Origin of the sequence: Janthinobacterium sp. PSRC1-1, assembly GCF_049897525.1 — a bacterium.
Taxonomy (GTDB): Bacteria; Pseudomonadota; Gammaproteobacteria; order Burkholderiales; family Burkholderiaceae_D; genus Janthinobacterium; species Janthinobacterium tructae.
In genome coordinates this window covers 127,403-139,402 of the sequence record NZ_JAFCWK010000003.1, presented here as the reverse complement: position 1 = coordinate 139,402, position 12,000 = coordinate 127,403, and the positions used below count along the sequence as shown (strand labels likewise).

At 64.0% G+C, this 12,000-nt stretch carries 13 protein-coding genes; 5 read left to right on the top strand and 8 right to left on the bottom strand.

All coding sequences use genetic code 11. The features are described 5' to 3' along the window. The 3 genes from ACP7DW_RS07070 to ACP7DW_RS07060 form a co-directional block, all read right to left on the bottom strand. On the bottom strand, positions 1-507 hold the full coding sequence (locus ACP7DW_RS07070; RefSeq protein ID WP_099760264.1) for a MarR family winged helix-turn-helix transcriptional regulator: 507 nt from the start codon (positions 505-507) through the stop codon (positions 1-3). A gap of 72 nt (positions 508-579) precedes the next feature. Continuing rightward, positions 580-1,992, bottom strand: a complete 1,413-nt coding sequence (locus ACP7DW_RS07065) for an efflux transporter outer membrane subunit (RefSeq protein ID WP_426054764.1) — start codon at positions 1,990-1,992, stop codon at positions 580-582. Between the two features lie 131 nt (positions 1,993-2,123). Then, positions 2,124-2,441: a DUF4148 domain-containing protein gene (locus ACP7DW_RS07060; RefSeq protein ID WP_426054765.1), complete on the bottom strand. Its 318-nt coding sequence runs from the start codon at positions 2,439-2,441 to the stop codon at positions 2,124-2,126. A gap of 285 nt (positions 2,442-2,726) precedes the next feature. Here ACP7DW_RS07060 and ACP7DW_RS07055 point away from each other — a divergent pair, with 285 nt between their 5' ends. The 3 genes from ACP7DW_RS07055 (at position 2,727) to ACP7DW_RS07045 (ending at position 4,021) form a co-directional block, all read left to right on the top strand. After that, positions 2,727-3,062 carry a hypothetical protein gene (locus ACP7DW_RS07055; protein WP_426054766.1) on the top strand — a complete coding sequence of 112 codons (336 nt, stop codon included), beginning with the start codon at positions 2,727-2,729 and terminating at the stop codon, positions 3,060-3,062. Between the two features lie 66 nt (positions 3,063-3,128). After that, positions 3,129-3,446: a hypothetical protein gene (locus ACP7DW_RS07050; RefSeq protein WP_298408507.1), complete on the top strand. Its 318-nt coding sequence runs from the start codon at positions 3,129-3,131 to the stop codon at positions 3,444-3,446. 86 nt (positions 3,447-3,532) lie between these two features. Continuing rightward, entirely contained in the window at positions 3,533-4,021 is a 489-nt protein-coding gene (locus ACP7DW_RS07045) for a DUF2244 domain-containing protein (protein WP_426054767.1), read from the top strand. 5 nt (positions 4,022-4,026) lie between these two features. Here the strand turns inward: ACP7DW_RS07045 and mgrA are convergent, their stop codons facing one another. After that, positions 4,027-5,067 (bottom strand): L-glyceraldehyde 3-phosphate reductase, encoded by a 1,041-nt coding sequence (gene mgrA, locus ACP7DW_RS07040; protein WP_426054768.1) that lies wholly within the window; start codon positions 5,065-5,067, stop codon positions 4,027-4,029. Between the two features lie 120 nt (positions 5,068-5,187). Here mgrA and ACP7DW_RS07035 point away from each other — a divergent pair, with 120 nt between their 5' ends. Further along, the gene (locus tag ACP7DW_RS07035; RefSeq protein WP_426054769.1) at positions 5,188-6,774 is read left to right on the top strand and encodes a CHAD domain-containing protein; all 1,587 of its coding nucleotides are present in this window, start codon (positions 5,188-5,190) and stop codon (positions 6,772-6,774) included. A gap of 36 nt (positions 6,775-6,810) precedes the next feature. On the opposite strand, the gene ACP7DW_RS07030 is transcribed toward ACP7DW_RS07035, so the two are convergent. The 4 genes from ACP7DW_RS07030 to ACP7DW_RS07015 form a co-directional block, all read right to left on the bottom strand. Beyond that, positions 6,811-7,677 carry a Kdo hydroxylase family protein gene (locus tag ACP7DW_RS07030; protein ID WP_426054770.1) on the bottom strand — a complete coding sequence of 289 codons (867 nt, stop codon included), beginning with the start codon at positions 7,675-7,677 and terminating at the stop codon, positions 6,811-6,813. 79 nt (positions 7,678-7,756) lie between these two features. Next, positions 7,757-8,128 carry a lysozyme inhibitor LprI family protein gene (locus ACP7DW_RS07025; RefSeq protein WP_071078931.1) on the bottom strand — a complete coding sequence of 124 codons (372 nt, stop codon included), beginning with the start codon at positions 8,126-8,128 and terminating at the stop codon, positions 7,757-7,759. Positions 8,129-8,358: 230 nt separating this feature from the next. After that, complete coding sequence (sodB, locus tag ACP7DW_RS07020) at positions 8,359-8,937, bottom strand: superoxide dismutase [Fe] (protein WP_071078930.1); 579 nt, start codon at positions 8,935-8,937, stop codon at positions 8,359-8,361. A gap of 328 nt (positions 8,938-9,265) precedes the next feature. Continuing rightward, the gene (locus ACP7DW_RS07015; RefSeq protein ID WP_071078929.1) at positions 9,266-10,285 is read right to left on the bottom strand and encodes a LacI family DNA-binding transcriptional regulator; all 1,020 of its coding nucleotides are present in this window, start codon (positions 10,283-10,285) and stop codon (positions 9,266-9,268) included. 433 nt (positions 10,286-10,718) lie between these two features. Here ACP7DW_RS07015 and ACP7DW_RS07010 point away from each other — a divergent pair, with 433 nt between their 5' ends. Next, positions 10,719-11,996 (top strand): ABC transporter substrate-binding protein, encoded by a 1,278-nt coding sequence (locus tag ACP7DW_RS07010; RefSeq protein WP_426054771.1) that lies wholly within the window; start codon positions 10,719-10,721, stop codon positions 11,994-11,996. Positions 11,997-12,000: the final 4 nt, after the last annotated feature.

Below are 12,000 nucleotides of genomic sequence, written 5' to 3'. Positions count from 1 at the left end.
TCAGTTCTGGTTGTTGAGATTATTCAGGTTGCGCAACTGGCGCACGTACAGCTTGTCGAGCACTTGCAGCTCTTCTTGCGTAAAGCCCTCGTACAGGGCCGAGGTTTCCTGGTACACGTCGGGCAGCGCCGTTTCGATCAGCGCGCGGCCCTTGTCGGTCAGCGAGATCATCACCGAGCGGCGGTCGCCGGGGCGCGTGCCACGGTGGATCAGGCCGCGCGTTTCCAGGTCGTTGCACACGCGCGTCAGGTTGGCCGGCTTTTCATGGCACGCCATGCCCAGGGTGCAGGCGTTCGAGGTTTCGTCATCCGTGCCGTACAGCACGGCCAGCACCATGTAGCTGGCATCGACCAGGTCGTGCTTTTTCAGCGCGGCATTGGTCAGGTCCTTCATGCCTTTTTGAATGTGGTACGTCATGCGCAACAGGCGCATCAGTTCCATGGGGAAGCCTGGCATGCGCGTGCGGATGTTTTGCAGCCGCTTGGAGGTGGCGTCAAAAGCGGTCATGTCAATTCCTTCATGTGTGAATAAAGTGCCGATTGTATCTTGTTGAGCTAGGGCAATGCCAGGATTGCAAGCTCAGATCCCGCCTCCCAGTGCATTCATCAAGGAAACGTAGAGATCGAGCTCGCGCGCCCCATTTTGCGCCTGCTGCTGTTCTTCCGCCAGCAGTGCCACTTGCGTGTTGAGCATGGCGATGGCGTCGCTCATGCCCGCCTTGTAGGCCTTTTCCGCCAGGTCGCGTGCGCGCTGCGCCGTGGCCAGCGCCTGCACGGTCAGCTGGTGCTGCTTTGCCAGCGACTGGGCGCGGGTGACGGCGTTGGCCACGTCCGACATGGCGTTGATGACGGTGGCGTTGTACTGCTCCACGGCGCCGTCGTACACGGCCGTCTGGCTGCCCAGCTGGGCGCGCAGGCGGGCGCCGGCAAAGATGGGCAGGCTCAGCGCGGGCGAGATGCCGCGGATGTCCGAGTTGGCGTCAAGAAAGTGGCTGAAACCGAAGGCCTGGAAGCCGGCGAAGGCCACCAGGTTGACGTTCGGGTAGAACTCGGCCTTGGCGGCGTCGATGCGCTGCGCCGCCGCTTCCACGCGCCAGCGCTGGGCGGCGATGTCGGGACGGCGGCCGATCAGGTCGGCCGGCAGGGCGGCGGGAATGGCCAGCGGCTGGTCCAGGCGCAGCACGGGACGCGTGAGCGCCGCACCGGCGGCCGGACCCTTGCCCGCCAGCGCGGCCAGCTGGTTGCGCAGCAGGGCCAGCGACTCGGCCGACTGTTCCAGCTGGCGGCGGCCGGCGGGCAGGGTGGTTTCGATTTGCGCCACGTCGATATCGGTGCCGATGCCGGCCGCCTTGCGCTGGCGCGTGATGTCGAGGATGCGGGCGCGCTGCGCCAGGCTGCGTTCGATCACGTCCTGCACCCGGAACTCATACGACAGTTGGATATAGGTGCGCACCAGCGCCGTTTCCAGCGCCAGGCGGGCCATCTGCGATTCGGCCGATGCCAGTTGCACGTCGCCCAGGGCTGCGGACAGGGCGGCGCGGTTGCGGCCCCACAGGTCCAGGTCGTACGAAGCGGTGACGGTGGCCTGGTTGCGCCAGGCGTAATTGCCGGCCAGCGGCGCCGGCGTGCTGCCGTGCTGCGAATACAGTTCGCGGTTGATGGAGACGGATGCGTCGGCCTGCGGGCGGGTCTTGTCTTCCGCCGCGCCGGCCAGCGCCTCGGCCTGGCGCACGCGCGCCTGGGCGCCGCGCAGGGTGGGGCTGTCGGCCAGCGCCTGCTCCATCAAACGGTTCAATTGGGGGTCGTGCAAGTCTTGCCACCATTGCGCGCGCGGCCATTGTATGGCGGCGCTGGCGGCGGCATCCATGGCCTGGCTGGCCTGCAGTTTATTGGCGTCGAGCATGGCCGATTGCGGCGCGATATGGCCCATGTCGGCGCAAGCGCTCAAGGCAAGGATCAGGCTGGCGGCAAGCAGACGGCGGTGCAGGGACATGCAGGGACTCCGGGGTGGATGGTGTCGGGGTGTGGCTGGGGAAATCACAGCTCGCCGCGGCAGCTTCGGGAGTGGCCCGAGTGCTACGCCGCAACTGAGTTGTTACTGACTGAAACCGGCTGACTGGTTTCTTATTTCGCGACGTGCCTGGTCGTTTGCGCGACATCAAAGTCCGCTTCCGTTTGCGGGATCAGGCCAGCCTTGCGGGCGGCGTAGAACTCGGCCATGACTTGTTCGCGCGTGACGTTGCTGGCGGCGGTGGCCGGCATTTTCGGGTAGTCGACTTCGCTGGTGGCGATTTCGCCGGCGTTGCGGGCACGGATGTATTCGGCCGTGACTTGCTCGCGCGTGAGTTGCTGGCTGGCAGCGGCTGGCGCGGCGCTTTGGGCAAAAGCCGAGGTGGCGGTGGTGATGGCAAACAATGTTGCGATCAGTGATTTGGCTTGCATGATAAGACTCCAATATGTGCATGATGGCTGGGTGGATGGGCCGGCTCGCCACGTACCGGTCGGTTCGGCGGCATGGCGCTGGTGGGCGCCGTGCCGCCGATGAAGCAATTTCTGGATGAGAAGATGCTTACTTGAATTAACTATAGCAATGAATAGTACATTTGTGAAGTAATTTATGAAAATAGTTGTGCGATGCCGCAATTCCCCGGGGGAAATGCCGTGCAGGCGTGCGCCGCTGGCCGGTCCAGGGGAGTAAGCTGTTTTTCTGATCAACGGGAGTCAGTCATGAGCAACAGCACACTCGATCCGGACAATTTGCCCGTCACTCCCGACCGCGTTCTGGGCAGCGGTCACGGCAAGGGCGCGCTGGGACCGAGCGACAGTTCCGACAGCGGCAGCGACATGCAGGGCGTGCCTGGTCAGGATGCGGAAGAGCTCGACAACGACAGCGATGCGGCCGGCACGGGCGAGCGGGCCGGCGTGGAGCCGCACAACGGGGTAGCCGATGGCGGCGACATCGACGTCGATCATGTGGAACGCCTGGCGCCCGTACCGCCGGCAGAGGAAGGCGAGGACGAATTGCCTCCACGAAGTACTGTCCCTCCTGCGCCATCAGCGTAAAATGCAGGCAAGCCGGCGTGCGCGCCGCCATGGCCAGCCGGCCGGCACAGGATAGGATGTCAGAGGATGCAAACGCAGATGTCGCAAGAGAAAGAAAAAGACTTGATGTTGATGTACCGCGAGACGCGGCCACGCGAGTTTTTTGGCGTAAAAAGTAACACCAATCACCTGGCCTGGAGTGTGCTGGTGGTGTTGCTGGCGCTGGCGTTCTGGCTCGTCGTGGCCCTGGCGGCGGCGGAGAACCAGCGCTATGCCCTGGCAACGAAGGCGTGCCAGGATCGCGTCTTCCCTGCGGAAATCGACACGTCTTGCCTGAAGCAGGTCAAGTCGCGCGATCACTGGTGGCAGCATGTGGGCCATGCGCTGGTGCGCATGGGCGCCTGAGCCGGGCGCACGCTGGCTGAACGACCTGGCTGAACCTGCGGCGGCAAGGGCCGCTGCGGTGATGGGGAAAGAGTGCGGGAGGCATCATGCCACGCGATCACTCGCGCGAGCAGCCGCAATGGCTGCTGGCGCGCCACAGTGCCTTGACGGCGCGCCAGTTGCTGCGCGCCTATGGCTTGCTATGCCTGTTTTCCCTGACGATCGCCGCCGCCTTTGCGCTGCGCGGCATCTGGACCATTCCCGTCTTTTCGTTCGCCGAACTGGGCCTGGTGGCCATCGCCTTGCAGCATTACCTGCGCCATGCGCGCGACTATGAGCACATCGCCCTGCGCGACGGCGAGCTGATCGTCGAACAGGTCAGCGCCGGCCACTGCCGGCGCCACCATTTTTCGCCGTGGCGCACGCGCATCGCGATGCCGCAAGGGCCGCGCCAGTTGATACACATCAACGATAGCGGTGCGGGCGGCGCGCAGGTGGACGTGGGCGTGTACGCGACGCCCGAACGGCGCCGGCAGGTGGCGCAGGAACTGCTGGCCCTGCTGCCCCCGCCCCTGTCGCCGCCAGCGCCGCCGTGAACGCCTTACACGGCCCGCGACGGGCCTTCCCACAGGTTGATATGGCCTTCGCGCGCCTGCACGTCGATGGCGGCCAATTCATCGGGCGTGAACGACAGCTGCTGCAGCGCGGCCACGTTTTCGCGGATTTGCGCGCTGCTGCTGGCACCGATCAGGGTCGACGTGACGCGGGGATCGCGCAGCACCCAGGCCAGCGCCATCTGCGCCAGGGTTTGCTCCCGCTGCGCGGCGATCTGGTTCAGCGCGCGCACGCGGGCCAGGTTTTCCGCGCTCAGGTGCTGTTGCGTCAGCGAACCGCCGCCAGGGCGGTTGACGCGCGCATCCTGCGGCACGCCGTCCAGGTACTTGTCGCTGAGCAGTCCCTGCGCCAGCGCCGTGAACGTGATGCAGCCCATGCCTTGCTCTTGCAGGGTGTCGAGCAAGCCGTCTTCCTCGATCCAGCGGTTGAGCATGTTGTAGGCCGGCTGGTGGATCAGACACGGCACTTTCCACTCTTTCAGCAGGGCGGCCGCCTCGGCCGTCTTTTGCGGCGAGTAGGAGGACAGGCCCACGTACAGTGCCTTGCCCTGCTGCACGGCGGTCGCCAGTGCGCCCATGGTTTCTTCCAGCGGCGTGTCGGCGTCGTAGCGGTGCGAGTAAAAGATGTCGACGTAATCGAGGCCCAGGCGCCGCAAGCTCTGGTCCAGGCTGGCCAGCACGTATTTGCGCGAACCGCCGCCCTGGCCGTATGGGCCGGGCCACATGTCCCAGCCCGCCTTGGTGGAAATGATCAGTTCATCGCGGTATGGTAAAAAATCGTCGCGCAGCAGCTTGCCGAAATTGCTTTCCGCGCTGCCATACGGCGGGCCGTAGTTATTGGCCAGGTCGAAATGCGTGATGCCCAGGTCGAAGGCCGTGCGCAGCATGTCGCGCTGCGAAGCCAGATGGTTGCTGTCGCCAAAGTTGTGCCACAGTCCCAGGGACAGCAGCGGCAGTTTCAACCCGCTGCGCCCGCAGGTGCGGTATGGCATGCTGTCATAGCGGTTTTCGGCGGCGTGGTAGGTCATGGCGTCTCCTTGTCAATGAATCGCCTATTCTGGCGCAAAATCAAGGTGTGTGTGTATGCGCCTTGCGCGCGACGGGACGCGCCTTACAATAGGCGTTGAGGAATCTCGCAAGGAGCGGTCATGGAAATCGAATTGAAATTGCTGCTGGCGCCGCAAGACGCGTCCCGGCTGCGCGCGCACCCGTTGCTGGCGCAGTCCGCGCAAGGACCATTGGTGCTGCAGATGCACGATATCTATGTCGATACGCCCGATTTGCAGCTGTGCCGCCAGCAGGCGGGCTTGCGCGTGCGCCAGGTGGACGGGCGCTGGGTGCAAACCCTGAAGGCGGGCGGCACGGTCAGCGGCGGCTTGCACAGCCGCCACGAATGGGAAGGCGAGGTGCCGGGGCCGCAGCCGGACCTCGCCGCGCTCGACGCTGCCATCGGCCGCAAGCAGCCCATCCGCGCGCTGCTGCGCCAGGATGCCATCCGCGACGCCTTGCGGCCCGTGTTTACCACCCGCATCGAGCGCACCGTCTGGCAGTTGCGCACGCCGCAGGGCGACCAGATCGAATGCGTGCTGGACCAGGGCGTCATTGAAAGCGGTGCGGACGGTGCCGATGGTGCCAATGGTGTCCTACACAGCGTGGCCGTCAGCGAGATCGAGCTGGAGTTGAAGCAGGGGCAGGCCGCCAGCCTGTTCGACGTGGCGCTGGCGCTGCTGCAGGAGGTGCCGCTGCAGCTGGGCCACATGAGCAAGGCGGAACGCGGCTACCGCCTCGCCGCACCGCAGCCTGTGCGCGCCGTCAAGGCGCAGCCCCTGGCGCTGGACGCGGCGATGTCGGTGGAGCAAGCGTTCCTGGCCATCGCCGGCAATTGCCTGGAACAGGTCAGCGGCAACCAGGATGGCGTGGCGGGGGGCGCGGATGTGGAAAGCGTGCACCAGATGCGCGTGGGACTACGCCGTTTGCGCTCGGCGCTGGGCATGTTCAAGTCCCTGCTGGCGCTGCCGGACGCCTTGAAGAGCGAACTCGACTGGTTGGGCGGCGCGCTGGGCGAGGCGCGCGACTGGGATGTGCTCGCTGGCAATACCCTGGCGCAACTCGACGGCGAGGCGCAAGCGGATGCGGCAGCGCTGGCGCAGGCAGCGCACGCGCAGGCACGCCTCAAGCATGTACAGGCCGCCCAGGCCGTCACCTCGGCGCGCTGCACGGCTTGCATGCTGGCCTTGCAGCGCTGGCTGCAGGCGCGCGCCTGGCGCGACAGCTGTTCCGTGCGCCAATTGCGGCGGCTGGACGCGCCCGTTTCCCCGTTTGCCCATGCTACCGTGCGCAAGGACCAGCGCCGCTTGATGAAGCGCGGCAAGCGCCTGTTGCATGCCTCGCCGCAGCAGCGCCACCAGGTGCGCATCGCGGCCAAGAAGACGCGTTACGCGACGGAATTTTTTGCCTCGCTGTTTGCCGCGCGCGCCGTGCAACCGTATGTGGGGCGCTTGTCGGCCCTGCAGGATGAACTGGGCTGGCTCAACGACGTGCAGGTGGCCGACCGGTTGCTGCAGCAATTGCCCGATGCCCAGGCCGACCAGACTGACCAGTTCGCCCAGGATGGGCTGCGGCTGCACGCGGCCTTCATCCGCGGCTATCTGGCGGCGCGCGCGCAGGCGCAGGGCACCGATGGCCGCATGCACAAGGCATGGCGGCGCTTCAAGGCGGCCCGTTTGCCGGCCTGAGTCCGCCGGAGCGTCAGGCCTGGCAGCTCGGCCCGGCTAGGCCAAGGGGCGTTGCAGCTGCCGCTCGAGGATGGCCAGCGGCGATTTGTGCGGGGCGGCCATGGCGCGTACGGGCAGCAACCAGGTTTGCTCCAGCGCATGTTGTCCCCGCAGGGCCGCGTGCGATACCGCGTCGCTGAAGACGATCCACGTCTGGCCCGGCGCGAACGCATGCGTTTGCTGCTCCACCTGCGCCTGGTAATCCAGATCGGCCTTCATGGCGTCGTGCAACTGCAGCATGTAGTGATCGTAGGGCGTGCGCCGCGACTTGGTGACGTGCAGCCATTGCAGCAGGGCTGCCAGAACGGGTTGCGGACGCTTCGCGACGGGTAAGAAATGCTGCGCCACCTGCTCGAAGGGCGCGCCCAGTTTCCACACGCGGGGAGCGCCGCGCGGATGGATGTTGGTGAAGACGCGCAGGATGCGCCGGCCTTGCGTGGGTGCGGAGGGGAAGCTGTCGACATGCAGGCGCGTATCGTCCTTGCGCCAGGATGTCGCCCGGCCGGCGATTTCCACGGGCCGAAAGCTGCCCTTGCCTTGCTGCAGATGGGGAACATAGCCAGGCAGCAAGCCGGCCAGCAAGCGCTGTGTGTGCCCCGCATAGCGCTGCATCAGCGCGGCCAGCAGGGACGCATCGCAGGCATCGTCGTGGCCGCGCACGCCGCGCGCCGGTTCCCAGCTGATGTTCTTGGCGCTGCCCGCCACGCCTTCGAGCAGCGCATGCTCTTCCTGTTGCAGGGGAAAGCCCAGAGCGGGCAGCCACACGACTTGCCCCTCTTCGAGTGCCTGCAGCGCCGCCGCCTGCTGCGCCGCGCTGCCGCTGGCGTCCCAGTGGCGCAGGGGAATGTCGATGAGTTTGCTCATGGCGCAAACGGGAAAGAAATCGGAGCGGTCAGTATGGGCGCCTGTCGCCCGCCGCCGTTTGCGCTGGCGCAGCTTCAGTTCACAATTTGCTGTTCTGACAGCCGGCACTGACGCATTCGCGCACGCGGTCTTGCAGGAATTGTGCGCGTTCGATGGTGGTCTGGGTGGCGCAATCGAGGTTGACATAGAAGCCAGACGCTTCGCGTTTGGAGCAGTTCTGGTTACGGTTGGCTATCCACGCCAACTGACCCGATTTCAGCTTTTGCTTGCCGCTGGCATCGAGCTGGGCGCTCAGCTTCTTGTAGTTGGCGTTGAGTTCCTTGTCCGCTTCCTGGTACACCTTGTTCAGGCAATACAGGCCGTCGAAGTCGTTGCGCGGCGTGTCGCAGGCCGAGTTGGCGAAGGCGGAACCGGAGGCAAGGACGAGCAGGGCAAGCATGAATTTTTTCATTGTTTTCTTTCAGCAAGGGATGGCGGCGAAGCTGGCCGATGAGCACGGGCGTGCACTTGCGTATTTTATAATATGCTGCATGCGGATCTTGTTCGTTTGACCAGTGCCTTCCACCGTTGCCTGCTTCGCGGACAAAAAAAAGCCCGCGCTCGCAAGCGCAGGCTTCTTTCCAGGACACGTCACTGCGGCGCAGGCCGCGGATGCGTGCGTTTTACGTTGTCAGGAACCGCTTACGCGAAGTTCTTGGCAACGAATTCCCAGTTGACCAGGCCCCAGAACGTTTCCACGTACTTGGCGCGCAGGTTGCGGTAGTCGATGTAGTAGGCGTGTTCCCAGACGTCGCAGGTCAGCAGTGGCTTGTCGCCGGTGGTCAAAGGGCAGCCGGCGTTCGAGGTGTTGACGATGTCGACGGAACCGTCGGCCTTTTGCACCAGCCAGGTCCAGCCCGAACCGAAGTTGCCCACGCACGACTTGGTGAACTCTTCCTTGAACTTGTCGAACGACGACCATTTGGCGTTGATCGCGTCAGCCACGGCACCGGTAGGAGCGCCACCGCCGGCCGGCTTCATGCCGTTCCAGTAGAAGGTGTGGTTCCATACTTGCGCCGCATTGTTGAAGATGCCGCCCGACGATTTCTTGATGATCTCTTCCAGCGACAGGTTCTCGAACTCGGTACCCTTGATCAGGTTGTTCAAGTTGGTGACATACGCCTGGTGATGCTTGGCATAGTGGTATTCCAGGGTTTCTTTCGAAATATGCGGCGCCAGAGCGTCCATTTCATACGGCAGTGGTGGCAGAGTATGTTCCATGTGATGTCCCTTTATGGTGAGTGTTCGGAGTCTTCCGGCCGGGGCCGGAGGGTTGAGCCTTGCGTGCTTGAACCAAGCATTCTTGCTGAACGAGCCACTATTGTAAAGCGGATGCGCCATTGCTGCAGATTCCCACACGCGTCGCGGATGCCGTCGGCGTAGTGATTCTCGTTCAGGAAAATATTGGTATATGGTGAAGCGTCAGCACCTTGAGAAACCGTAGCGAGCAAGCCCGATATCGGGTTGAGTAGCGCAGCTGTACAAAAAGTACAGCGAGCAACGCCGACCCGAGAGTGGGCTGCGCAGTAGGTTTATCATGGTGCAATCCTTAGCGGATGCGGCGCGTAGTCTCGCGCACGATCAGTTCCAGCGGCGGAATGGCCGCCTGCACGGCTTCGCCATTGATCAGTCCGAGCAGCGCTTCGGTGGCGATGCGGCCGATGTCGTACAGCGGCTGGTGGATGGTGGTCAGCGGCGGCGTCGTGTAGGACGAGCCGGGCAAGTCATCGAAACCGACGAGCGAGATATCGTCGGGCACGCGGATGCCCTTGCGGTACAGGCACAGGCGCACGCCGTAGGCCGACAGGTCGTTGGCGGCGAAGACGGCGCTGAATTGCTGCTGCGTATCGAACAGATGGTTCATGGCCAGCATGCCGCTGGCCTCGTGGAAATCGCCTTCCACCATCAGCTTCGGATCGATGGCGATGTCCGCTTCGCGCAGCGCGCGCTGGTAGCCCGTCAGGCGCTCGGCCGCATCCGTGTTGTTGGCCGGGCCGGAGACAAAGGCGATGCGGCGGTGTCCCAGTTCCACCAGGTGGCGCACGGCCAGGTAGGCGCCGTATTCGTTGTCGAGCTTGAAGCCGATGGCGCTTTTCGTCGCCAGCAGGCGGCCTGTCGAGACGATGGGGCGCTGCTGCGAGAAATCGAGCACGCTCTGATCCGAGATGCGTCCGGACAGCAGGATGATGCCGTCGACCTTGCGCGCCAGCAGCAAACGGATGCGGTCGGCCTCTTCCTGCGCATTCCAGTGCCCGCTGACGATGACGGACGCGTAGCCCGTGTCTTTCAAGCCATCGTCCACGCCGCGCAGGCTTTCATCGAAGAAGGGGCTGGAAATATCCTGCACCACGATGCCGATGGTCATCGAGCGGCCCTTTTTCAGACCCTGCGCCATCTGGTTCGGCGCAAACTTCATGTGCGCAATCGCCGCCAGCACGGCGTCGCGCTTGTCGTCGGAGACCCTGGCCGTGCCGTTCAGGATGCGCGAGACGGTGCTGGGCGACACGCCGGCTTGGCGGGCCACGTCGAGCAGGGTGGAAGGGGGAGCAGCGTGGGCGCTATCGTTCAAGGTGATTCCTGGGTATCAAGATGGCTGGTTGTCAGTGCTCTGAAAACCTTTTCAGTGAAAGATTACCATAAACGGCCGATAACGACCGCAGGCCGGGGTAGGTCGGGTTAGCCCGCAGGGCGTAAGCCGACACAGCGCAGCCAACAATGCGCAGGAACCATGCTTTTGCCGCCAACAATGCGTCGGATTACGCGCTCGCGCGCTAATCCGATCTACGTCTGAAAACGTTTTCATAAAAAGCCACAGTTTTTTTCAAGCGCCATTTTTCCCGCTTTTCATAGGAGAAGGGGCCGTGTCGGCAGCATGTCGGTCAGCCATCTTAAAATAAATGACAACTTTTTCGGTTGACTTGATTTTCTTTGCGGTGTTAAATGGACGCATGTTGTGAAAACGTTTTCAAGATAGAAGACGCTCAATAAACGGAGATGAAATAATGAAGTCAAGCATCCTTGGCGCCGCCCCCCTGGCCGCGCTGACCCTGGCCGCCAGCGTGGCCGCCGCCCCCGTCGCGCCGCCTGTGCCGGCGCTGGCCCCGGCGACCATCACTGTCGCCTCCTTCCCCGACCTGGACCGCGCCGTCAAGACGGCCTTGCCCCTGTGGGAAAAGCTGTACCCGCAAGTGAAGGTCAAGCTGGTCAGCCTGCAGATCGACGACCACCATAACTCGATGACGACGGCGCTGGCGGCCGGCGCGCGCCTGCCCGACGTGATGGCCATCGACTTCCGCTATGTCGGCAGCTTCGCCGAATCGAAGGGCATGGAAGACCTCTTGCTGCCGCCTTACGGGGCAGGGCAGTACCGCGCCCAGTTCGTGCCGTTCACCTTCGTGCAGGCGACCAGCTCGCGCGGCACCCTGGGCGCCATGCCGGCCGACCTGGGACCAGGCACCCTGTTCTACCGCAAGGACTTGATGGACAAGGCGGGCATCAAGGAAAGCGATTTGACGGCCTCGTGGGAGTCGTATATCGCGGCCGGCAAGAAGCTCAAGGCCGCCACCGGCACCTATCTGCTGGCCGGCGCCAGCGACCTGGCCGACATTGTCATCCGCGCCAATCTGAAGGATGGCGAAGGCATTTATTTTGGCGACAAGGGGCAGGTGCTGGTCGACTCGCCCCGTTTCGTGAAAGCCTTCGAACTGGCCAAGGCGGCGCGCGTGGCGGGCATCGACGCGCGCACCGTGGCCTGGACGGGTGAGTGGGCCGAAGGTTTTAAACGCGACAAGGTGGCCAGCCAGATGATGGGATCGTGGCTCAGTGGTCACCTGGCCAAGTGGCTGGCGCCGGCTTCTTCCGGCCAGTGGCGCGCGGCGAACTTGCCGGCCGGCGCGCTGGCGTCGTATGGCGGCTCTTTTTACGGCATACCGAAAAAGGCCAGCAACAAGGTGCAAGCCTGGGAATTCATCAAGTTCATGACCGTCAACAAGGATATCCAGCTGCACTCGCTGAAAGAGATCGGCGCCTTCCCGGCATTGACGGCGGCGTATGCGGACCCGATGATGGACGAGCCGCAGGCGTATTTCGGCGGCCAGAAAACGCGCCTGCTGGCGCGCGACACGGCGGCGAAGATTCCCGTCATCCGCGTCGACAAGTTCGACGCCGTGGCGCGCGACATCGTCAACATGGAACTGGAAAGCGTGCTGGCGCAAAACAAGGATATCAAGACGGCGCTGGCCGACGCCAAGGCCCTGATCACCCACCGCGCGCGGCGCTAGGAGC

Excerpts from the sequence above, each read along its gene's own strand:
- ACP7DW_RS07045 (WP_426054767.1), top strand. The coding sequence starts at position 3,533 with ATGCCACGCGATCACTCGCGCGAGCAGCCGCAATGGCTGCTGGCGCGC.
- ACP7DW_RS07030 (WP_426054770.1), bottom strand. The coding sequence starts at position 7,677 with ATGAGCAAACTCATCGACATTCCCCTGCGCCACTGGGACGCCAGCGGC.
- ACP7DW_RS07010 (WP_426054771.1), top strand. The coding sequence starts at position 10,719 with ATGAAGTCAAGCATCCTTGGCGCCGCCCCCCTGGCCGCGCTGACCCTG.
- ACP7DW_RS07055 (WP_426054766.1), top strand. The coding sequence starts at position 2,727 with ATGAGCAACAGCACACTCGATCCGGACAATTTGCCCGTCACTCCCGAC.
- ACP7DW_RS07065 (WP_426054764.1), bottom strand. The coding sequence starts at position 1,992 with ATGTCCCTGCACCGCCGTCTGCTTGCCGCCAGCCTGATCCTTGCCTTG.
- ACP7DW_RS07025 (WP_071078931.1), bottom strand. The coding sequence starts at position 8,128 with ATGAAAAAATTCATGCTTGCCCTGCTCGTCCTTGCCTCCGGTTCCGCC.
- ACP7DW_RS07070 (WP_099760264.1), bottom strand. The coding sequence starts at position 507 with ATGACCGCTTTTGACGCCACCTCCAAGCGGCTGCAAAACATCCGCACG.
- sodB (WP_071078930.1), bottom strand. The coding sequence starts at position 8,937 with ATGGAACATACTCTGCCACCACTGCCGTATGAAATGGACGCTCTGGCG.
- ACP7DW_RS07060 (WP_426054765.1), bottom strand. The coding sequence starts at position 2,441 with ATGCAAGCCAAATCACTGATCGCAACATTGTTTGCCATCACCACCGCC.
- mgrA (WP_426054768.1), bottom strand. The coding sequence starts at position 5,067 with ATGACCTACCACGCCGCCGAAAACCGCTATGACAGCATGCCATACCGC.
- ACP7DW_RS07050 (WP_298408507.1), top strand. The coding sequence starts at position 3,129 with ATGCAAACGCAGATGTCGCAAGAGAAAGAAAAAGACTTGATGTTGATG.
- ACP7DW_RS07035 (WP_426054769.1), top strand. The coding sequence starts at position 5,188 with ATGGAAATCGAATTGAAATTGCTGCTGGCGCCGCAAGACGCGTCCCGG.